Genomic DNA, 22,341 nt, shown 5'->3' on the forward strand with positions numbered 1-22,341 from the left:
TGCGGCCCGCCCGGCCGTCAGCGGCAGACGGTCCCGGACGCCGGCAGGCCCTCCGCCTCGTCGGCCGTCAGCGGCAGACGGTCCCGGACGCCGGTACCTTCCCGTTCAGCAGGTACTGGTCCACCGCTCTCGCGACGCACTTGTTGCCGCTGTTGTAGGCGCCGTGGCCCTCGCCCTCGTACGTCAGCTCGACCCCGACGCCCTTGCCGAGCGCCTCGACCATGGCCCTGGCGCCCTCGTACGGGGTCGCCGGGTCACCGGTGTTGCCGATGACGAGGATCGGCGCGGCGCCGGGCGCGCTGACGTCGGGCGTCTCCCACTGCCCGGGTACCGGCCAGTGATTGCAGCCCATCAGGCCCCAGCCGAGGTAGTCGCCGAAGATCGGCGAGGCCTCGCGGAACTCGGGGAGCCTCGCCTTCGCCTGGTCCAGCGAGTACCGCTCCTTGAAGTCGACGCAGTTGATCGCCGCGTTGGCCGCCTGGAGATTGCTGTACTGCCCCTCCCTGTTGCGTCCGTTCATCGCGTCGGACAGTGCGAGCAGCAGGGAGCCGTCACCGCCGTCGGCCTCGTCGAGCCCCTGCTCCAGCAGCGGCCAGTACTCCTTGGAGTACAGGGCCTGGGCGATGCCGTTGGTCGCCTGGGTCTGGGTGAGTTCGCGGTCGCCGATGCCGGGGATCGGCTTCTTCTCCAGCCGGTTCTGGAGGTCCAGGACGAACTGCTGGATCTCCTCGGGTGTGCTGCCCGGGAGCTGGCAGGCGTCTCCGCGCGCGACGCAGTCCTCGGCGAAGTTGGTGAACGCCAGCTGGAAGCCCCTGGCCTGGCCGAGTGAGCCCTCCACCGCGGTGCTCGTCGGGTCGACGACGGCGTCGAAGACCGCCCGTCCGACGTTCTTCGGGAAGAGGTGGGCGTAGACGCCGCCGAGTTCGGTTCCGTAGGAGATGCCGAAGTAGTGGAGCTTGTCGTCCCCGAGGACCCGGCGCATCAGATCCATGTCCCGGGCGGCGTTGGTGGTGCCGACGTAGGGCAGGTCAGGCCCCGAGTTCTCCTCGCAGGCGGAGTCGTACCGGTTCAGGTTCTCGCTGTACGCCTTCTCCTCGGCGCTGTCGTCCGGGGTCGCGTCCTGGGCGTAGTACTCGTCCAGCTCCTGGTCGTCGAGGCACTCCACGGGCTGGCTGCGGCCGACCCCCCGCGGGTCGAAACTCACCAGGTCGTAGCGGGCGCGCAGCCGCTCGAAGTCCGCCGCCGCCGCGGGCAGGGTGCTGACCCCGGAGCCGCCGGGGCCGCCGAAGTTGAAGATCAGCGAACCGATCCGGTCGGCCTGGTCGCGGGCCTTCGCCCGGATGAGGGCCAGTTCGATGGTCTCGCCGTCGGGCTTCGCCCAGTCGCGAGGCACCTCCATGAAGGAGCACTCCCACGGGGTGCCGCCGGGCAGCGGCGAGGGCGCGGTGCCGCCGCCCTCGGCCTCCGAGGGCGCGGGGCACGGCCTCCAGTCGAGGTTCTGGCTGCCGAGGTCCCGGTCGGGCTGCTCCCCGTTCCCGCCTCCGGCGTCACCGTCCGAGCAGCCTGCGGTGACCAGCAGCAGGGTGGCGGTCGCGGCGGCGAGCAGGGTCCCGGCGCGCCGGGCGGCGGCGCCGCGGTGTCCGGAGCCCCGCGAGTGGACCGTGCCGGACGCCCTCCGGGTGCCGCCGTCCCGGGCCGGGGCCTGAGCGTCCCGGCGCGGGCCGGGCGCCTCCGGCGAGCCGGGTGGGTCGGTGTCCCGGCCGTCGCCGCCGGGGTCGGGGCCGGCCGCGGGGCGACCGGTGGGGGTGGTCGGCATGACCCCATCCTGCGGCCCCGCGCGGCGCTCCGCCTGTCGGCGGCGGCCCGGCCGGGACCGGGCGGGACCCGGGCCCGCCCGGGGGCCGCCCCCGGGTTCCGACCGGCCGGGACCGGGAGCGTGCCCCGAGCCGGGTCCGGCATCGGGGCCCGCTCGGCTCCCCCTCTGCGCCGGTCACCGGGACGGCGGAACCGGTCGCCGGGACGGGGGGACGGTCACCAGGACCGGGAGGACGACGGGTGCTGTCCGGAGGACGGGTAGGACGGCGGGTGCTGTCCCGGCTGCCATGCCGGGGTGCCGGTGCCGGTGCCGGTGCCGGTGCCGTGCGGTGTCGAGGCGGGCGGGTCCCAGCTGTCGCTGTCGCCCAGCATCATGTCGGGGTCGAACATGACGATCACGGCGGCGATGAGGAGCACGGCGAGCGGGCCGGCGAGCATCAGCAGGAGGAAGGACATCAGGCTCGTGTGCGCCGCGGAGGCCGAGGTCTGGCCGGTGAGGTGGACGGAGACCGCGGCCATGCCGGTGTAGTGCATGCCGGTCACGGCCACTCCCATGACCAGGCTCGCGCCCAGGCTCGCCCACAGCCCGTGGACGGAGACGGCCGCCCACAGGGCCGCGGTGGCGGCCACGACGGCGATGACGACCGACAGCGCCACCGTCGGCGTGTCGTAGTGGAGGTCACCGGCGGTGTGGATGGCTGACATGCCGAGGTAGTGCATGGCGGCCACCCCGAGACCGGTGATCGTGCCCGCCACGGCCAGGTTCGCCGGTGAGCCGCCCCGGTAACCGACGAGGAACACCCCGATGGCGACGACCGCGATGGCGACCGCCAGGCTGAGCAGCGTTCTCGGGGTGTCGTAGCTGACCAGCGCGCCCTGGATGCTGAAGCCGATCATGGCGATGAAGTGCATGGTCCATATGCCGCACCCGATCGACACGGCGCCCAGTGCCAGCCATCGGGCCCTGCCGTGCGGACGCCGCAAGGAGCGTGTCGTGCACCGCAGCCCCAACGCCGCTCCGAGGCAGGCCAGCAGATAGGCGGAGATGGGGGTCACCGCGCCGTAGTGGAAGTTGGAGATCGTGGCGGTCATTCAGGGTCCTCCCCGTAGGTGCGGCGGCGGGATGCAGGTGACGGCGGGATGTGGGTGACGGCGGCTGTGGGCGACCGCGGCTGTGTGCGACGGCGGGATGGGTGGGGCTGCGGGCGGAACAGGTGCGGTGGGCGGGGACGAGGATGCGGCGCACCCTCCCGCCGGACCTCGACGGGGCCGGGTTCGGCTCCGGGTGGGAGAAGGATGCGCGGGGCCCTCGGTCGGAGAGCCGCCCGCGGCGGCTGCGGATCGTTCGCCAGGTCCTCCACCACGTGTGCGCATCGGCGCGGGCCGGTGACCCCGAACCGTGCGCAAGTCGTCCCGGAAGAGGCAGGAAGAAGTGGCAATCGATCAGATCCCGCCATCTGGCCGAGTTGTGAGCTATTCAAGCACAGCGTGTGCACACTTCCTCCCCACTCGGTCATGGGTTAGTCATGGGCTGTCCCCACTGAAGGTGGGCGAGTGCCGGGTGCGCGGGGTGGGGAGGGCCGCATGCGGATACGGCCGCGCCGCCGGACCCGCAGCGGCCGCCCGTCCGGCGGCGCGGGTCCGGCGGCGCGGCACTGCGCAGGACTCCCCTCGGCCGATGCGGACCGATCGCCGGGCCGTCAGGCCGTCCGGACGCGCACGGACGAGGCGCCCTCGGCCGGGACCGGCGGGCGCCCCGTGGAACGCGTCATCCGCGGCTCGTCAGAGCGCACCCTTCCGGGTGAGGTGATTGAACGACAGCCACCCCGGCAGCACCGGAAGCCAGAGCGTCAGCAGCCGGTACAGCAGCACGGCCGGGGCCGCGACCTCCGGCGGCAGCCCCACGGCGATGAGGCCCAGGGTCAGCGCGCCCTCCACGGCGCCCACACCGCCGGGAGTCGGGGCAGCGGACCCCAGGGCGTTGCCGGCCAGGAAGACGACGGCGATGCTGGCGTAGCTGAGCTGCTGGTCGCCGTTGTCGAAGGCCCGGATGGAGGCGTCCAGGCACATCACGAAGGAGCCGGTGAGCAGCAGCATGCCGCCGATTCCGGTGATCAGCTTCCCCGGCCGCTGGAGCACGTCCAGCATGCGCGGGACGACCCCGGCGAACAGGGACCGCAGCCGGGTCGCCACGAACTTCCGCAGGAACGGGATCGCGGTCACCACCAGCACCAGCACCGCCACGGTCAGCAGTCCCGCGATGACGGTCCTCGACGGCGTGAGCGACGACGTCTTCTCCGTGCCGGTGAGGTAGCCGAAGGCCAGCAGCAGCAGGATGTGCGCGCCGAGACCGAAGAGCTGCGAGGCGCCGACGCTGGCCACGGCGAGCCCGGGGCGGACCCCGGAGCGCTGCAGGAAGCGGGTGTTCAGCGCGACACCGCCGACCGCCGCCGGCGCGACGATCTTCACGAACGAGCCGGCGACCTGCGCGACGACCGTCCGCGGGAACGGCACCCGCTCCGGCACGAAGCCCAGCAGGCTCATGGCGGCCGCCACATAGCTCAGCGCCGAGAACAGCACCGCGGCGGCGACCCAGCCCCAGTGCGCCTGGCTGACCACGGTGAGGTCGGTCCGCGTCAGCTGCGACAGCAGGAAGTACGCGGCGATGGCCCCGGCGATCAGGCTGACCAGCGTGCGCGGCCGGATCCGCTCCAGCCGGGCGGGCTCCACCGGCGCCTGCGGGCGGATCAGCAGGACCTGGTGGCGGATCTGGGCGAGCAGGTCCTCCTCACGGGCCTCGTCCAGCGCCTCGCCCATGGCCCGCTTCTCGGCCTGCTTCTCGGCGCGCAGCGATCTGCGGACGGCCTTCCTGCCGTCCTCCGTACCGTCAGTGCCCTGCTCGGCCCTTTCCCGCCGGGCCGACTCGGCCGCGGCCAGCACCGCCTCCCGCTCGCGCTGTGCCCGCTCGCGGGCCAGGCGGCGCAGCGTCGCCCGGGTGGAGCGGCTGAGCGCGATGGGCTGCAGCAGCGGCAGGCAGTCCGCGACCCCGTCGGGCCCCAGCACCTCGACGGCCGCGGCGACCGCGCGCTCGGCTCCCACCCGCAGACCGAGCGTCGTCAGCAACTGTGCGACGTCCATGCGCAGCACCACGTCACCCGCGGCGATCTCGCCGCCGCGCAGGTCGGTCAGCACCACCCTGCCGGAACGATCCACCAGAATCGCGTCGCCGGTGAGCCTGCGGTGCGCGATACGGCGCGACTGCAGCGCCCGTACCTGCCGGAACGCGCCGTGGACCACCTTGTCGGTGATCTCCCCGTCCGACAGGGAGTCCAGCGAGCGGCCGCCGAGGTGCTCGTACACCAGCATGACCGCGTCCGGGCCGAGCTCGGACGTGGCGATCAGCCTGGGCGCGTTGGCACCGGCGGCGATGGCCGCGTAGGCGAGCAGTGCCTCCTGCTCCAGGGCCTGCCGCAGCGACTGGTTGGAGCGGCGGGTGGTGATGCCCCGCAGCGTCAGCCGGCGCCAGACCCGGTAGAAGTAGCCGTGCGCCTGCTGCTCGCGGTCGACGACGGTGACGTCGAGCGGCGGGCCGTCCTCCAGGGTGACGAGGTACCGCCGCCCCCGGTCGCCCTGGTCGGCGTAGTCCGGCGCGTCCTCGGCGCGCATGGCCGTGACCGGGCGGAAGCCGACGTGCCGCAGGCCGGCCAGCAGGGTCTGACCGGTCGGCCGCACGTTCGGGGATCCGACGGCGTACAGCGTCCCGTAGGCGACGGTCCACCCGATCAGCACGGTCAGGATGATCGAGAACGGTGTGGTGTAGCCGGCGACGAGCATCGCGAAGGCGTCGAGGAGCAGCACACCCCACAGCGCGACGCGCCAGCGTGGCCTGCGCGCCATGCCGACCGCCGTCATATAGGCGATCACGGGGGCGAGATAGCCGTGGACCGGGTCGGTGAGCCCGCCGCCCGAGGCCGGCTGGGTCAGTGCGTCCTGGATCTGGGCCGGCGCGGCCTTGGCGACCCAGAGGTCGGTGGCGAGCGTCACGCCGTGCGCGAGCACGGCTGCGAGCACACCGTCGGCGATCCGCAGTCCGTCCCGTTTGATCAGCCGCTCGATCGCGAAGGCGACCGGGACGAGCAGCACCGCGATGCTCGACATCAGCCCGGCGAGCTTCACCAGCAGGTCGGGGGCCTGACCGGTGCCCTTGGAGATGTCCGACTCGAGGCCGGTGGTCGTGCCGTGGGCGAAGGCGGCGAGACCCAGGACGACGGCGATCGCCAGGATGCCCGCCAGCAGCCGCGTCAGGTCGGAGGGGCGGTGGACGCGGGCGGGCAGCAGGGGCTCGTCGCCGGAGAGGCGGTCGATGTGGGCGACGTCTTCGTCGCCGTCGTCGCCGTCGCCGGCCGTGCGGCGGCGCTCGTGTTCCGGCGCCCGGCGCCCGGACTCGGCCGGAGGGCGGTCCGGCGCGGCGGGCCGGCCGGGTTCCGCGGAGCCGTCGGCCGGGGCGGAGCCCGCGGAGGAGGCCCCGGGGGATGCGGTGCCGGGGTCGGAGGGGGTGTCCCTCCGGTTCGGCTCGGGGTCCCGGTCCCCGGCGGGGTCCTGGGCGTGGCCCCGGTGCGGTTCGGCGGGTCCGGGGCGCGACTCGGGTCCGGGGCGCGACTCGGGTCCGGAGGTGCTCGCCGCCGCGGGAGGCTGCACGCCCAGCTCCTTCGTCGTGTCGGTCTCTTCTTGATCTCGTATCACCAGTCACCGCCCGGACGATGGTGGCATGGCGAACCGACACCGGGTGGCATCAGGGTGCGACGCGAAGGCGCATGCTGTGCCGGCTGCCCCTGTTTCGCTTGGTATAGGCAATATGCCGCGATCCCCGCCCGCTGTCGGTGGCATGGGGCAGGATGGACCGGATGAGCGATGAGGTGCCGGAGCTGCCGGAGCTGCCGGAGTACGCGGAGCGGGTGCTCGGGGTCGCCGAGCGGATACCACCCGGCCGGGTCATGACGTACGGGGACGTCGCCGAATGGCTGGACGAGGGAGGGCCGCGCCAGGTCGGCCGGGTGATGGCGCTCTACGGAGGAGCGGTTCCCTGGTGGCGTGTGGTGCGCTCCGACGGTGCCCTGCTGGCCGGCCACGAACTGCGGGCACTGCGTCACTACCGCGCCGAGGGCACCCCGCTGCGGCAGGCGCCGCCGGGCGCGAAGGGGCACGTGCCGCGCCTGGACATGCGGCGGGCCCGATGGGACGGTGTCACCCGCGCTGCGGACGGGACGGGCGAAGGAGCTCACATCTGACAGCTTCCGCCATCCGGCCGCGGGATGGGACGTCCGGAGCCGGCGGCCGGTGCCGGCGGCGGTCACGGGCGGTCCGTCCACGGCGCGGGAGCCCGTGGGCGTAGCGTCTTCCCCACCACCCGGGGCGCTCGCGCCGCCGGTGGCGCCCCCTACCGGGCCCGAGACCCGTCCGCCCCGCCCGTGCCCCCGCGCCGGGCCCGTCGTCACCACCGTCAGCACACCCACCAGGACCGGCGATCCACGTGAGTTCCTCCTCCGAAACCGGGCGTACACCGCACCGTCGGGTACGGCAGGGGTTCCCCCCGGGCCCGCAAGGGCGCAAGGGGCGGACCCCGGGCGCGTACCGACTGGTGCGTACCTCGCCGGGCCCGGTGGATCCCCCTCTCCTGGACGCCTCGCAGCGCGCGGTGGTTGACCATGGGCGCGGGCCGCTGCTCGTACTCGCGGGGCCGGGCACGGGGAAGACGACGACCCTCGTCGAGGCGGTCGCCTCCCGGATCGAGCGGGGCGCGGACCCGGAGCGGCTGCTGGTGCTCACCTTCAGCCGGAAGGCGGCGGTCGAACTGCGCGACCGGATGGCCGTGCGGCTGGGGGGCGCGCGGGCGCCGCAGGCCACCACCTTCCACTCCTACTGCTATGCGCTGGTGCGGGCCCACCAGGACGCGGATCTCTTCGCCGAGCCGCTGCGCCTGCTGTCCGGTCCCGAGCAGGACGTGGCCGTCCGTGAGCTGCTGGCCGGACAGCTCGACCTGGAGCGGGAGGGAAGGGCCGGGGCACGCTGGCCCGCCGAGCTGCGGGCGTGCCTCACCACCCGCGGTTTCGCCGACGAGGTGCGGGCCGTGCTCGCGCGCAGCCGGGAGCTCGGTCTCGGTCCGGACGCGCTGGCGGCCTTCGCCCGGCGCACCGGACGTCCCGACTGGGGTGCCGCGGCGGCCTTCCTCGCCGAGTACCTGGACGTGCTGGATCTGCAGGGCGTCCTGGACTACGCCGAGCTCGTCCACCGGGCGTCGCTTCTCGCCGAGCGGCCGGGGACGGGCGACCGGATCGCCCAACGGTACGACGCCGTCTTCGTCGACGAGTACCAGGACACCGACCCGGCCCAGGTCCGGCTGCTGCGGGCGCTGGCGGGGGACGGCCGCACCCTGGTCGCGTTCGGCGACCCCGACCAGTCCATCTACGCGTTCCGGGGCGCGGACGTGAACGGCATCCTCGACTTCCCGACGGTCTTCCGGCGGGGCGACGGCCGCCCGGCCCCGGTCGCGGTTCTGAGGACGTCCCGCCGCTCCGGGGCGGACCTGCTGTCGGCGACCCGTCTGCTCACCCAGCGGATGCCCCTGCCCCGGCTGCCCTCGGACAGGGTCCGGGCCCACCGCGAGCTGACCGCCGCCCGCTCCGGCGGCCGTGTCGAGGTCCACACGTACCCGACCGCCTCGACGGAACTCGACAACGTCGCCGACATCCTGCGGCGCGCCCACCTGGAGGAGGGCGTGCCGTGGCACGACATGGCGGTCCTCGTCCGGGCGGGCAGCCGCAGTCTCCCGGCGACGAGGCGCGCGCTCACCATGGCCGGAGTACCGGTCCGGACGGACGGCGACGACGTCCCCCTGCGCCACGAGGCCGCGGTGACGCCCCTCCTGACCGCCCTGCGGGCCGCTGCGAGGCCGCTCGTCCCGGGGCGCACGGCGGCGGACGGTGACGGCCGGGAAGGTGACAGCCGGGGGGAGCACGGCCGGGACGGTGACGGTACGGGAGAGGGCGGCCGGGGAGAGCACGGCCGGGACGGCGGCGGCCGCGGCGGTGGGGGCGCCGTCGACGGCAGCGGGGACGGCGACGGGCACGCGGTACCCGCCATCCCTTCCGGCCCGGATGCAGTCTCCGGTTCCCGCACCGGTCCCGGCTCCCCCGGTCCCGGTTCCGGTTCCGGTCCCGGTTCCGATCCCGTGGAATCCGCGGGTCCCGGTCCCGCCGGTTTCGCGGATCCCGGTCCCACGGGCTTCGCGGATCCCGGTCCCGGCTCCGTTCGTCAGGAGCGTCAGGAGCAACCCCCCATCGACGCCGACACCGCGGCGACCCTCCTCACCTCCCCACTCGGCGGCATGGACACCGCCGACCTCCGCCGGCTCGGCCGCGCCCTCCGCGACGAGGCGCGCGCGGCCGGCGACCGCGTGCCGCCCCCCTCCGACGTGCTCATCGCCCGAGCCCTCGCCGAACCCGAACGGCTCACCGTGCACGACCCCGCCTACGCTCGACCCGCCCAGCGGCTCGGTGTGCTGCTGCGCAGGGTCCGCGACCTCCTCGACGGCGGCGGCACCGCCGAGGAGGCCCTCTGGGAGCTGTGGACCGGCACGTCCTGGCCGCAGCGCCTGGAACGGACCGCCCTCCGCGGCGGTCCGGCCGGCCGTAACGCCGACCGCGACCTCGACGCCGTCTGCGCGCTGTTCGAGACCGCCGCCCGCGCCGAGGAACGCACCGGCGGCCGCGGCGCGCTGAACTTCCTGGACGAACTGGAGGCCCAGGACATCGCCGCCGACACGCTGGCGCGCCGGCCGGAGCGCCCGGCGGCCGTGCGCCTTATGACCGCACACCGGTCCAAGGGCCTCGAATGGGGCCTCGTCGTGGTCGCCGGGGTGCAGGAGGGCCTCTGGCCGGACCTGCGCCGCCGCGGCTCGCTGCTGGAGGCCGACCGGATCGGCCGCGACGGACTCGCCGAGCCCCTCACCCCCGGCGCCCTGCTCGCCGAGGAGCGCCGGCTGTTCTACGTAGCCGCCACCCGCGCCCGCGACCGCCTCGTCGTCACCGCCGTCAAGGCCCCCTCCGACGACGGCGACCAGCCCTCCCGCTTCCTCACCGAACTCGGCGTCGAACCGCGCGACATCACCGGCCGCCCGCGCCGCCCGCTCGCCGTCGCCCCGCTGGTGGCCGAACTCAGGGCCACCACCGTCGACCCCGAGGCCTCCGACGCGCTCCGCGACGCCGCGGCGCGACGGCTCGCCCGTCTCGCCGCGCTCACCGACGACGAGGGCCAGCCCCTCGTGCCCGCGGCGCACCCGTACCGGTGGTGGGGACTGCAGGACCCGACGCACAGCGGGGTGCCCCTCCGCGACCGCGACCACCCGGTGACCCTGTCCGGCAGCGCCCTGGACCAGCTCGCGAACACCTGTGCCCTGCAGTGGTTCCTGGGACGCGAGGTGAGGGCGGACGCCCCGGCCACCGCGGCCCAGGGCTTCGGCAACGTCGTGCACGTCCTCGCCGACGAGGTCGCCTCCGGCCGTACCCCCGCCGACCTTGCCGTCCTCATGGAACGACTCGACTCGGTGTGGGACGCCCTCGCCTTCGACGCACCCTGGAAGTCCGCGCAGGAGAAGGAACACGCGCGCGCGGCGCTCGAGCGCTTCGTCCGATGGCACGTCACGGACCGGGGCGGCCGCATCCCCGTCGCCACCGAGCACGACTTCGACGTCACGCTCGAGGCCGGCCCGTACGAGGTGCGCATCCGAGGCTCCATGGACCGCGTCGAGCGGGACGAACGCGGCCGGGCGTACGTCGTCGACTTCAAGACCGGCAAGCAGGCCCCGACCAGGGGCGAGGTCGAACGCCACCCTCAGCTCGCCGTCTACCAGCTCGCCGTCAGGGAGGGCGCCGTCGACGAGTTCTTCGACGGCGGCCGACCCGAGTCCGGTGGCGCCGAACTCGTGCATCTGCGCCAGGCCGCGCCCAAGAAGGAGGGCGGGGAGGCGGTCCCGCGCGTCCAGTCCCAGGAACCGCTCTCCGGCGACTGGGTCGGCGACCTGCTCGCCACCGCCGCGGGCCGGGTCCTCGACGAGCGCTTCACCCCCAGCACCGGTTCCCAGTGCGAGCACTGCGCCTTCCGCTCCTCGTGCAGTGCCAGGCCCGAGGGGCGCCACATCGTCGAGTGACGGCGGGACGGCTCGCCGCCCCGGTCGGCGGCGGCCCTGCGACCGCCGCCCCCGTCGCAGGCGGCCCTGCGACCGCCGTACTCGGCCCGCCCGCGGCCGTACGACCGCCACCCGACCCACCGCACTGGGCCACCGCACCGGGCCACGGCCCACCCCGGCGAGGTCACCGGTGGCGGGCGCTGTCGGCGGTCGCCGCTAGCCTCTCTCGGGTGTCCGCACGCATCACCGACCCCGAGCAGCTCAAGGAGCTGCTCGGCGTCCCGTTCACCCCGGAGCAGACGGCCTGCATCACCGCGCCGCCCGCGCCGCAGGTCATCGTGGCCGGGGCGGGGTCCGGGAAGACGACGGTGATGGCCGCCCGGGTGGTGTGGCTGGTGGGCACCGGCCAGGTGCAGCCCGAGCAGGTTCTCGGGCTGACCTTCACCAACAAGGCCGCGGCAGAGCTCGCCGAGCGCGTCCGCACCGCCCTCGTCCGGGCCGGGGTCACCGACCCGGACGTGATCGACCCGGACGACCCGCCGGGTGAACCGAGCATCTCCACCTACCACGCCTTCGCCGGACGCCTCCTCACGGACCACGGCCTCCGCCTCGGACTGGAGCCGGCCTCCCGGCTGCTCGCCGACGCCACGCGCTACCAGCTTGCCGCACGGGTGCTGCGCGAGGCTCCGGGCCCCTACCCCGCCCTGACCAAGTCCTTCCCCTCCCTGGTCGGCGATCTGCTCGCGCTCGAGGCCGAGCTGGCCGAACACCTCGTGGCGCCCGGGGAACTCCAGGCCCACGACTCCGCGCTGCTGCGCGAACTGGAGGGCGTCGAACTGGGCAACGCCGACCTGCGCAAGGTCCCCGAGGCGGCCGCCGCCCGCCGGGAACTGCTCGATCTCGTCGTCCGCTACCGCGAGGCCAAGCGGTCCCGCGACCTCCTCGACTTCGGCGACCAGATCGCGCTCTCCGCTCGGCTCGCGCTCACCCGCCCCGAGGTCGGCCGCATCCTGCGCGACGAGTTCCGGGTGGTCCTGCTCGACGAGTACCAGGACACGTCCGTGGCCCAGCGCCTGCTGCTCGCCGGTCTGTTCGGCCGGGGCGCCGCCCCGGACGGCACACCGGCCGAGGGCGCGGGCCATCCCGTGACGGCGGTGGGCGACCCCTGCCAGGCGATCTACGGCTGGCGCGGCGCGTCCGTCGCCAACCTCGACGACTTCCCCCGGCACTTCCCCCGCGCCGACGGCCGCCCCGCCACCCGGTTCACCCTGAGCGAGAACCGCCGCAGCGGCGGCCGACTCCTCGACCTCGCCAACGGCCTGGCCGAGCCGCTGCGCGCCCGCCACGAAGGCGTCGAGGCGCTCCGTCCCGCCCCCGGGGCCGAGCGGGACGGATCGGTGCGGATCGCGCTGCTGCCGACCCACGCGGAGGAGATCGAGTGGCTCGCCGACTCGATCGCCCATCTCGTCCGCACGGGCAAGGAGCCCGGCGAGATCGCGGTGCTGTGCCGCACCGCGGGCGACTTCGCCGAGATCCAGGGCGCGCTCGTCGCCCGGGATGTCCCCGTGGAGGTCGTCGGACTCTCCGGGCTGCTGCACCTGCCGGAGGTCGCCGACCTGGTCGCGGTCTGCGAGGTGCTCCAGGACCCGGGCGCGAACGCCTCGCTGGTCCGCCTCCTCACCGGGCCGCGCTGGCGCATCGGCGCCCGGGACCTGGCCCTGCTCGGTCGCCGGGCGCGCCTGATGGTCCACCGCCCCGGTGCCGGGGAGGCGGACGCCGACCAGCGGCTCGCGGCCGCCGTCGAGGGCACCGACCCGGCCGAGGTCGTCTCGCTCGCCGACGCCCTCGACACCTTCCTCGAGCCGGCCGGACCGGACGACGGCCTGCCGTTCTCCGCCGAGGCCCGGGTCCGCTTCGCCCGTCTCGCCACCGAACTGCGCGACCTGCGGCGTTCCCTGGCGGATCCGCTGATGGACGTCCTCCACCGCGTCCTCGCCACCACCGGCCTGGACGTGGAGCTCGCCGCCTCGCCGCACGCCCTGGCCGCCCGCCGCCGCGAAACCCTCGCGGGCTTCCTCGACATCGCCGCGTCCTTCGCCTCCCTCGACGGCGAGGCGACCCTGCTGGCCTTCCTCGGCTTCCTGAGGACGGCCGAGCAGTACGAGAAGGGCCTCGACAACGCGCTGCCAGGCGGCGAGAACACGGTGAAGGTGCTCACCGCCCACAAGTCCAAGGGGCTGGAGTGGGACGTCGTCGCGGTGCCCGGTCTGGTCGCCGGACAGTTCCCCAGCACCCGCTCCCGTGAGTCCTGGACCTCCCAGGCCAAGGTCCTGCCCCATGAGCTGCGGGGCGACGCGGCCACCCTGCCCGGCATCACCTCCTGGGACGCGAAGGGCCTCCGTGCCTTCAAGGAGGAGATGAAGGCGCATCAGCACACGGAGGAACTGCGGCTCGGCTATGTGACGTTCACCCGCCCCCGCTCGCTGCTTCTCGGCTCGGCGCACTGGTGGGGCCCCACCCAGAAGCGCCGCCGCGGCCCGTCGGCGTTCCTGGAGGCGCTGTACGACCACTGCGCCGCGGGCTTCGGCGAGATCGAGGCATGGGCCGAGGAACCGGAGGAGGGTGCCGAGAACCCGGCGCTGCACACCGCGGCGGCGGAGCAGGCGTGGCCCCTTCCGCTGGATCCCACGGCGACCGCGCGCCGCCGGGAGGCCGCGGGCACGGTGCTGGCCCATCTGGCGTCGATGACCGGCGCCGAAGCCGCGGCGGCGCCGGGGTGGTCCCGGGCCGTGTCCGGGGACGCCCCTTCCGCCCGGCCCGGCGACCGCGAGGGGGTCTGGCGCGACGGATCGGCGCCGGGCGGAACCGGCGGCACCCACCAGGACGCACCGTCCGGCGAGGACCTCTGGTCCGAGGAGCTCACGGAGCCCCCTGGCGAGCCGGGGCAGGAGGAGCCGTGGCCGGAGGAGCCGCTGCCTGAGGAGCCCTGGCCGGACGAGGGCCACGAGCGCGCCGGCACCGGGTCCGCCGGCACCGCGCCTGCCGGCACCGCGCCTGCCGGCACCGCGCCTGCCGGCACCGCGCCTGCCGGCACCGCGTCCCTCGGCACCGCGTCCGCGTCCGCTCTCACGGCCACCGGGGCCGCCTACGACGGGCCCGCGTACGACGGGGCCGGTCCCGTGCCGGTGCCCGGCGAACTCACGGTCACCGCCGCCGCGGCCGGTCCCGTGCCGGACACCGGCGCTGAGGGCCGCCTCCACCTGCCCTCCCAGCGCGCTGAACCCCTCACTCCCGAGGACGCCCGGGCCATCGCCTCCTGGGACCGCGATCTCGAAGCACTCACCGGCGAGCTCCGCCGCGCCCGCGAGTCCGTGCGAGAGGTTGCCCTGCCGGCGTCGCTGTCGGCGTCCCAGCTGCTGCGGCTCGCCGCCGACCCGGACGGCTTCGCGCGGGAGCTGGCACGCCCGATGCCCCGTCCGCCCCAGCGCGCAGCCCGCCGGGGCACCCGCTTCCACGCCTGGGTGGAGTCCCGCTTCGAGGAACTGCCGCTGCCCATGCTGGGGCCGGACGAACTGCCGGGAGGCGACCCGGACGAGGCCGGTATCGAGGACGAGCGCGAGCTTGTCGCGCTCAAGGAGGCGTTCGAGCGCACGCCCTACGCCGGCCGTGTCCCGTACCGGCTGGAGGCCCCCGTCCAGGTCACCCTGGCGGGCAGGGTCGTCAGGGGCCGGATCGACGCGGTCTACCGCGACGAGACGACGGGCGCCTTCGAGATCGTGGACTGGAAGACCGGCCGCGGCCGCGACGCCGATCCGCTGCAGCTCGCCGTCTACCGCCTCGCCTGGGCCGAGCAGCACGGCCTCCCGCCCGAGTCGGTGGCCGCGGCGTTCGTCCATGTGCGCACCGGCGAGGTCGTCCGCCCGGGCGGACTGCCCGGCAGGGCGGGCCTGGAGCGGATCCTCAGGGACGACCACCCGCCGTACGGCGACTCCGGGCACGGTGGCCCCCCGTCCGGCGCTCCAGGGACCGGCGCTCCAGGGACCGGCGACCGCGGGATCGGTGACGGCCACCGCGTCCGGTGACGGCGACCGGGCGGTGGCCGTCGGCCCCGGACCGTTCCCGGCCGGGCGGTGGCCGTCCGCCCCGGCCCGTTCCCGACCGGGCGGTCGGCGAGGCCGCTCCCGGCGCCGGATAGGCTCGAGGCCATGAGCGACACTCCGGACAACGCCGTCCGTACGTACATAGCGGAGCACCGCGCGGCCTTCCTCGGCGACCTCGCCGAGTGGCTGCGCATCCCGTCCGTCTCCGCGCAGCCTGAGCACGACAAGGACGTACGGCGAAGTGCGGAGTGGCTGGCGGCGAAGCTCGGCGACACAGGCTTCCCGACCGCCGAGGTCTGGGAGGTCCCCCCGGCCGCGCCGGGAGCCGCCCAGGGAGCCCCGGCCGTTTTCGCCGAGTGGCCGTCCGGCGACCCGGACGCTCCCACGGTGCTCGTCTACGGCCACCACGACGTGCAGCCCGCCGCCCGGGAGGACGGCTGGGACACCGACCCCTTCGAACCGGTCGTCAGGGACGGGCGGATGTACGGCCGGGGCGCCGCCGACGACAAGGGCCAGGTCCTCTTCCACACCCTCGGCGTGCGCGCCCACCTGGCCGCCACGGGCCGCACGAGCCCGGCCGTGAACCTCAAGCTGCTCGTTGAGGGCGAGGAGGAGTCCGGCTCACCGCACTTCCGCGCCCTGGTCGAGCAGCGCCGGGACCGGCTCGCCGCCGATGTCGTGATCGTCTCCGACACGGGCATGTGGTCGGAGACGACCCCCACCGTGTGCACCGGCATGCGCGGTCTCGCCGACTGCGAGATCGCGCTGTACGGACCGGACCAGGACATCCACTCCGGATCCTTCGGCGGTGCCGTGCCCAACCCGGCCACCGTCGCCGCCCGGATCGTCGCGGCGCTGCACGACGAGCACGAGCGGGTGGCGGTGCCCGGCTTCTACGACGGTGTCCGCGAGCTGACCGCGACCGAGCGCGAACTGCTCGCCGAGCTGCCGTTCGACGAGTCCGAGTGGCTGCGCACGGCCAAGTCGTACGGGACGCTCGGCGAGGCGGGCCACACCACTCTGGAGCGCATCTGGGCCCGCCCGACCGCAGAGGTCAACGGCATGGGCGGCGGCTACCAGGGGCCCGGAGGGAAGACGATCATTCCGGCCTCGGCCCGGCTCAAGCTCTCCTTCCGGCTGGTCGCGGGCCAGGACCCGGACCGGGTGGAGGACGCGGTGCGCACCTGGGTCGAGTCCAGGGTGCCCGCGGGCATCCGCCACGAGATCACCTTCGGCGCGGCGACCCGGCCCTGCCTGACGCCCCTGGACCACCCCGCCCTGCGGTCGCTCGCCCGGTCGATGAGCCGCGCCTTCGACGGGCAGAAGATCCGCTTCACGCGGGAGGGCGGGTCGGGGCCCGCCGCCGACCTCCAGGACGTGCTCGGTGCCCCGGTCCTGTTCCTGGGCATCTCCGTACCGTCCGACGGCTGGCACGCGCCCAACGAGAAGGTCGAGCTGGCCCTGCTGCTGAAGGGCGTCGAAACCGCCGCGTACCTGTGGGGCGACCTGCCCGGCGCCCTCCACTGACAGACAACCGGTCATGCGCAGAGAACCGGCCGAGAACCGGTCAATCCGGGGGAGTGGGAAGCACCTGTGAGCACCTTCGACCATGTCGCCGACGGCCGTCCCATCGGCCTCACCGCGCCCAGCGGCATCGACCGCGCCGCGCACCACCGACTCGACGAGGCATGGCTGGCTGCGGCGTGGAGCCACCCGACGACCCGGGTGTTCGTCGTCTCCGGGGGGCAGGTGCTGGTCGACGACACCCCCGACGGCGGCACCGAGCTGGTCACGACCCCGGCGTTCGAGGCGCCCCCCACCGAGACCCACCGGTACTTCCTCGGCACCGACGGGGACGGCGTCAGCTACTTCGCGCTGCAGAAGGACTCGCTGCCGGGCCGCATGGACCAGTCCGCCCGACCCGCCGGACTGCGTGAGGCCGGTCTGCTGCTGCCGCCCAGGGACGCGGGACTGATGGTCCACGCGGTCGCCCTGGAGAACTGGCAGCGGCTCCACCGGTTCTGCTCCCGCTGCGGCGAGCGGACCGTCATCGCGGCCGCCGGGCACATCCGCCGCTGCCCGGCCTGCGGCGCCGAGCACTACCCGCGTACGGACCCGGCCGTGATCATGCTCGTCACGGACGAGGAGGACCGGGCGCTGCTCGGCCGTCAGGTCCACTGGCCGGAAGGCCGCTTCTCCACGCTGGCGGGATTCGTCGAGCCCGGCGAGTCGATCGAGCAGTCGGTGATCCGGGAGGTGTACGAGGAGGCAGGCGTCACGGTCGGCGAGGTCGAGTACGTCGCCAGCCAGCCGTGGCCCTTCCCGTCCAGCCTGATGCTCGGCTTCATGGCCCGCGCCACCTCGTCCGAGGTCTCCGTGGACGGCGAGGAGATCCAGGAGGCCCGCTGGTTCTCCAGGGAGGATCTGCGGGCGGCCTTCGAGTCGGGGGAGGTCCTCCCCCCGTACGGCATCTCGATCGCCTCCCGGCTGATCGAGCTCTGGTACGGAAAGCCCCTGCCGAAGCCGGGTTCCCCCGCCTGAGACCGTTCACCTCCGGCCGGGCCCCCGCCTCTGGCTCCGGCCCGCGAGAAGGCCGTGGACGGAGCCACCTGCCCGGGGCCGTCCTCCCACCGGGCTTCCAGGCGCGGCGCGGGCGGCGGGCGCCGGGCGGAGGCGCTCCGGCACGACGACGCCCCCTTCGGCGTTCTCCGTCCGAGGGGGCGTGACGGGGGGCGGGGCCGGTGCGTCAGATCGCGAGGGCCTGCTTCACCTGGGCCAGGCTGGGGTTCGTCATGACGATGTTCTCGCCGCCGTTCGGCGGCACCACGAGGACGGTCGGGACGGTCTGGTTGCCGTTGTTCGCCTTCTCGACGAACGCGGCCGACTGCGGGTCCTCCTCGATGTTGATCTCGACATACGAGATCCCCTCGCGGTCCAGCTGGCTCTTCAGCCGCCGGCAGTAGCCGCACCAGGTGGTGCTGTACATCGTCAGAGTTCCCTGCATGTTTCCTCTCCCGCTTCTCTGGGCCGGTGGGGGTGGGTGCCCCACGGGGTTTCCGGGTGGTGAACGTACGCGGCCCCGCCGCCATTCCCACGCCGGTACCGCCGGTACCGCCGGTGTCCACCGGTTGTCCGGTGGTTTCCATTGCCATCCGGTGGTAGCCGGGCAATCGGTACCAGCGGTATCCCGGTATGGGCTCCCGTATGGGCTCCCGCCCACCCAGGCCCCCTCGGCCCCACCGGTACGACCAATCCCGTCCCACTGTGGACAACCGTCCCGGTGATCTCGCGGTACCTGGCAGCATGGCGGGGTGACAGCAGCAACGCACTCCTCTCTCTTCCCTCCGGTCCCCGAGTCCGCGGACGCTGTGCTCGACGGGCTCGACCCCGAGCAGCGGGCGGTCGCGACGGCCCTGACCGGCCCGGTGTGCGTCCTGGCCGGCGCCGGCACGGGCAAGACGCGGGCGATCACCCATCGCATCGCCTACGGGGTGCGGGCCGGGATACTCCAGCCTGCGAGTGTGCTGGCCGTCACGTTCACCAACCGTGCGGCGGGGGAGATGCGTGGCCGGCTGCGGCAGCTCGGTGCGGGGGGCGTGCAGGCCCGCACCTTCCACTCGGCCGCCCTGCGGCAGCTCCAGTACTTCTGGCCGAAAGCCGTCGGCGGGGAGTTGCCGAGGCTGCTGGAGCGCAAGATCCAGCTCGTCGCCGAGGCGGCCGCCCGCTGCCGTGTCCGGCTCGACCGCAACGAGCTGAGGGACGTGACCAGCGAGATCGAGTGGGCCAAGGTCACCCAGACCGTCCCCGCCGACTACCCGGCCGCCGTCGCCAAGTCCCTCAGGGACGCTCCGCGCGACCCCGCGGAGATCGGCCAGATCTATGCGCTGTACGAGCAGCTGAAGCGCGATCGATCGGTGATCGACTTCGAGGACGTCCTGCTGCTCACCGTAGGCATCCTCCAGGACCGCCACGACATCGCCGACCAGATCCGCCGTCAGTACCAGCACTTCGTGGTGGACGAGTACCAGGACGTGTCGCCGCTCCAGCAGCGGCTGCTGGAGCTGTGGCTCGGCGACCGGGAGAGCCTGTGCGTCGTCGGCGACGCCAGCCAGACGATCTACTCCTTCACCGGTGCCACTCCCGACCATCTGCTGAACTTCCGCACCCGTCACCCCCAGGCGACGGTGGTGAAACTCGTGCGCGACTACCGGTCGACCCCCCAGGTGGTCCATCTGGCCAACGGTCTGCTGGGGCAGGCACGCGGCCGCGCCGCGGAGCACCGCCTGGAGCTGGTCTCGCAGCGCGACCCGGGCCCGGAGCCGTCCTACACGGAGTACGCGGACGAGCCCGCCGAGGCCGAGGGCACCGCCCGCCGGATCCGCGACCTGATCGCCGCGGGCGTCCCGGCCGGTGAGATCGCCGTGCTGTACCGGGTCAACGCCCAGTCCGAGGTCTACGAGCAGGCCCTCGCCGACGCGGGTGTGCCCTACCAGCTGCGCGGCGCGGAGCGCTTCTTCGAGCGAGCCGAGGTCCGGGAGGCCGGCGTCGCGCTTCGGGGAGCGGCCCGCGCCGGGGGCAACGACGCCCTGCTGGACGACGCGGAGGATCTGCCCTCGCAGGTCCGGGCCGTACTGTCCACCAAGGGCTGGACCACCGAGCCGCCCACCGGCTCGGGTGCGGTGCGCGACCGCTGGGAGTCGCTGGCCGCCCTCGTCCGGCTGGCCGAGGACTTCGCGCGCGGCAGGCCCGGGGCCGGCCTCGCCGACCTGGTCGCCGAGCTCGACGAGCGCGCCGCGGCCCAGCACGCCCCGACGGTCCAGGGCGTCACCCTGGCCTCACTCCACTCGGCCAAGGGACTGGAGTGGGACGCCGTGTTCCTGGTCGGGCTCACCGAGGGGATGATGCCGATCACCTACGCCAAGACCGACGAACAGGTCGAGGAGGAGCGCCGGCTCCTGTACGTCGGCGTCACCCGCGCCCGGCTCCATCTTTCGCTCTCCTGGGCGCTCTCCCGTTCGCCCGGCGGACGTGCCTCCCGCCGCCCCACCCGCTTCCTGAACGGGCTCAGGCCCGGCTCCGCGGCCCCGGGCCCCCGAGCGGCCGGCGGCGCCGGAGGCGTCGAGCGCGGCGACACCGGCCGGCGGAAGCGGCGCGGCCCGGTGCTGTGCCGGGTGTGCGGAAAGACGCTCACCGACGCCGGCGAGATGAAGCTGATGCGCTGTGAGGACTGCCCCTCGGACATGGACGAGGCGCTGTACGAGCGGCTTCGCGAGTGGCGCTCGGAGCAAGCCAGGGAGCTGGGCCAGCCGGCGTACTGCGTCTTCACCGACAAGACCCTCATGGCGATCGCCGAGGCCGTGCCCGGCAGCGAGCGGGAGCTTGCCGCGATCTCCGGGGTGGGGGGACGCAAGCTGGACCGTTTCGGCGCCGTCGTCCTGGCCATCTGCGCAGGCCAGGAGGCCGGGGGCGGCGAGGAGGGCGACTGATGCAAACTCGTCGGGAAAATAGTTTGCGCGCGTGCCAGTCGTCCCCATAGGTTCTTAACCACGGGAACGGCGGCTTCTCCGAAGCCCTGCTGCCGTGCTCTACTTATCCGAATACGCGTGATCGGCCCCGGCCGGTCCCCGAGACGCCGAGAGGAGGCGATTCCAGTGATCAGCATCAACACCAGCTTCATCCGCACGACCGCCGAAATGACCGATCGCTCGGTCGTCTCCGCCTGCTCGCTCGGCCTCTCCGGTTCGGCGTTCATTGGCACCGGTCTGCCCTGCTCCGTGGCCGCCCGTCCGGCCGTCTTCGGTGCGGATCTGCCTGTCCGGGAGCGCAATGAGCGACCGACCAGGGCACTGGAAGCAGCAGCAGTGACGGCAGAGGCCAAGGCCTATGCCCTCGCGGCGACCGGTGCCGGAATCAAGAAGCAGACGCAGCACCACACGATGTGGGCCTTCCGTGGGCTCGAACCCTGGAGTGATCCAGCCTGATCCATGATCAGGCCGGCGCCTTCAGGGCCGCGGAACCCCACCAGGGATCCGCGGCCCTTCTGTTTCCCCGAGGAGGAAACAGAGCGAAGGGGCCTCGGGACCAGCAAGACCCGGTACCAGCCGAAGCCCGGTCCACCGACCGGACCGAAAAGACGAGGAAGACACCACCGTGCAACTCGAAGCGCACGCCCCGTCCGTACCGCCTTCCCAAACGATCCCCCCGCCCGGTCTCACGGAGGACTCCACCTTGACCCCCCTCACCGCGCTCTCCGCGCTCGACGACGCCATCGAGAGCCTCGGCGCACCCGTCCCCTGCCGTTCCTACGACCCGGAGGTCTTCTTCGCCGAGTCGCCGGCGGACGTCGAGTACGCCAAGTCCCTCTGCCGCACCTGCCCGCTGGTCGAGGCCTGCCTCGCCGGTGCCAAGGAGCGGCGTGAGCCCTGGGGCGTCTGGGGCGGAGAGCTCTTCGTCCAGGGTGTGGTCGTCGCCCGCAAGCGGCCGCGTGGCCGCCCGCGCAAGAACCCGGTCGCGGCATGAGCGCGCATCCGGGAACCGTCGACCGCCCCCTCACGCACGATCCCCAGAAGCAGGCCCCGATGACCTCTTCCACCAGCGAGCCGTCCGGCACCGCGACCCCGTACGTCACCACCATCGGCGCGAACAGCTCGCGTCAGAACAGGACCCGTGAGATGCAACTCATCCCAGAAGCCCTGGCCCGTGCGCATATGCACGAGCGCCTGCGGGAAGCGGAAGCGGAGCGCCGGGCCTTGCGCCTGGCGGCCGCTCGCCGGATGCAGCGGCGCGCCGAACGCGCCTCGCTGCGCGCCCGCCGCGCGCTGGCCATGGCCGTCATGCAGTAACCCGGCCGTCAGGTCTCCGTCGTCGACGGAGGCCTGGCCGTCCGCACCATCAGCGCCTCCCGTGGGGGGCCGGTCTCCGGACCGGCCCCCCACGGTGCGTTGTCCCGCCCCGGGCGCCGTACGGGGTTATCGTCACGTGGTGGACGAACAGACTCATCACCCAGCCCCGCCGGGTGCCGAGAACGTCGTGTGTTCCCGGTGCGGCGCGGTCGCCGAGGGCACTCCCCCCACCTGGACCTGCTCCGTGGAGAACGGACGCCGACACTACTTCTGCGAGAAGTGCGCACGGGCCAACATCAGGGCCATCGAGGGCCGGCTCGACTCGTCCTGGTGGTGACCGGCCCACCGGTCACCATGTTCTGCGGGCCGGGCCGCCGTGCTCCCGGCCGGACGTACTGGT

14 protein-coding genes are annotated in these 22,341 nt (G+C 74.0%); 10 read left to right on the forward strand and 4 right to left on the reverse strand.

Translation table 11 applies throughout. The features are described from left to right. Positions 1-67: 67 nt before the first annotated feature. The 3 genes from DDW44_RS20175 to DDW44_RS20185 all read right to left on the reverse strand — a co-directional run bounded on the left by DDW44_RS20175 (position 68) and on the right by DDW44_RS20185 (position 6,513). Positions 68-1,816, reverse strand: coding sequence for an alpha/beta hydrolase (locus tag DDW44_RS20175; RefSeq protein WP_108907278.1), 1,749 nt, complete (start codon positions 1,814-1,816; stop codon positions 68-70). A gap of 215 nt (positions 1,817-2,031) precedes the next feature. After that, complete coding sequence (locus DDW44_RS20180) at positions 2,032-2,907, reverse strand: MHYT domain-containing protein (protein WP_108907279.1); 876 nt, start codon at positions 2,905-2,907, stop codon at positions 2,032-2,034. Between the two features lie 690 nt (positions 2,908-3,597). Then, positions 3,598-6,513 carry a lysylphosphatidylglycerol synthase domain-containing protein gene (locus DDW44_RS20185; protein WP_108907280.1) on the reverse strand — a complete coding sequence of 972 codons (2,916 nt, stop codon included), beginning with the start codon at positions 6,511-6,513 and terminating at the stop codon, positions 3,598-3,600. Positions 6,514-6,719: 206 nt separating this feature from the next. Between DDW44_RS20185 and DDW44_RS20190 the strand changes: the two genes are divergently transcribed. The 5 genes from DDW44_RS20190 (at position 6,720) to nudC (ending at position 17,640) form a co-directional block, all read left to right on the forward strand. Then, positions 6,720-7,103, forward strand: coding sequence for an MGMT family protein (locus tag DDW44_RS20190; protein ID WP_108907281.1), 384 nt, complete (start codon positions 6,720-6,722; stop codon positions 7,101-7,103). A gap of 242 nt (positions 7,104-7,345) precedes the next feature. Then, on the forward strand, positions 7,346-11,020 hold the full coding sequence (locus DDW44_RS20195) for an ATP-dependent helicase (RefSeq protein ID WP_108907282.1): 3,675 nt from the start codon (positions 7,346-7,348) through the stop codon (positions 11,018-11,020). A 209-nt stretch (positions 11,021-11,229) separates the two neighbouring features. After that, a complete protein-coding gene (locus DDW44_RS20200; RefSeq protein ID WP_108907283.1) occupies positions 11,230-15,081 on the forward strand; it encodes an ATP-dependent DNA helicase in 3,852 nt (1,283 codons plus the stop codon). A gap of 123 nt (positions 15,082-15,204) precedes the next feature. Continuing rightward, entirely contained in the window at positions 15,205-16,626 is a 1,422-nt protein-coding gene (locus DDW44_RS20205; protein ID WP_108907284.1) for a dipeptidase, read from the forward strand. Between the two features lie 66 nt (positions 16,627-16,692). Next, positions 16,693-17,640, forward strand: a complete 948-nt coding sequence (gene nudC, locus DDW44_RS20210) for an NAD(+) diphosphatase (RefSeq protein ID WP_018889032.1) — start codon at positions 16,693-16,695, stop codon at positions 17,638-17,640. A gap of 205 nt (positions 17,641-17,845) precedes the next feature. On the opposite strand, the gene DDW44_RS20215 is transcribed toward nudC, so the two are convergent. Next, positions 17,846-18,103, reverse strand: coding sequence for a mycoredoxin (locus tag DDW44_RS20215; protein WP_026165177.1), 258 nt, complete (start codon positions 18,101-18,103; stop codon positions 17,846-17,848). 307 nt (positions 18,104-18,410) lie between these two features. On the opposite strand from DDW44_RS20215, the gene DDW44_RS20220 reads away from it, so the two are divergent. From DDW44_RS20220 to DDW44_RS20240, 5 genes are all read left to right on the forward strand, one after another. Continuing rightward, complete coding sequence (locus tag DDW44_RS20220) at positions 18,411-20,585, forward strand: ATP-dependent DNA helicase UvrD2 (protein WP_108907285.1); 2,175 nt, start codon at positions 18,411-18,413, stop codon at positions 20,583-20,585. A 165-nt stretch (positions 20,586-20,750) separates the two neighbouring features. After that, entirely contained in the window at positions 20,751-21,080 is a 330-nt protein-coding gene (locus tag DDW44_RS20225) for a hypothetical protein (RefSeq protein ID WP_108907286.1), read from the forward strand. A 169-nt stretch (positions 21,081-21,249) separates the two neighbouring features. After that, a complete protein-coding gene (locus tag DDW44_RS20230; protein ID WP_026165175.1) occupies positions 21,250-21,618 on the forward strand; it encodes a WhiB family transcriptional regulator in 369 nt (122 codons plus the stop codon). Beyond that, positions 21,615-21,941: a hypothetical protein gene (locus DDW44_RS20235; RefSeq protein WP_017947151.1), complete on the forward strand. Its 327-nt coding sequence runs from the start codon at positions 21,615-21,617 to the stop codon at positions 21,939-21,941. Before DDW44_RS20230 ends, DDW44_RS20235 begins: the two co-directional genes overlap by 4 nt. A gap of 139 nt (positions 21,942-22,080) precedes the next feature. Beyond that, the gene (locus DDW44_RS20240) at positions 22,081-22,278 is read left to right on the forward strand and encodes a hypothetical protein (protein ID WP_078503409.1); all 198 of its coding nucleotides are present in this window, start codon (positions 22,081-22,083) and stop codon (positions 22,276-22,278) included. The last annotated feature ends 63 nt before the right edge of the window (positions 22,279-22,341 follow it).

The organism is Streptomyces tirandamycinicus, assembly GCF_003097515.1.
Classification (GTDB): Bacteria; Actinomycetota; Actinomycetes; order Streptomycetales; family Streptomycetaceae; genus Streptomyces; species Streptomyces tirandamycinicus.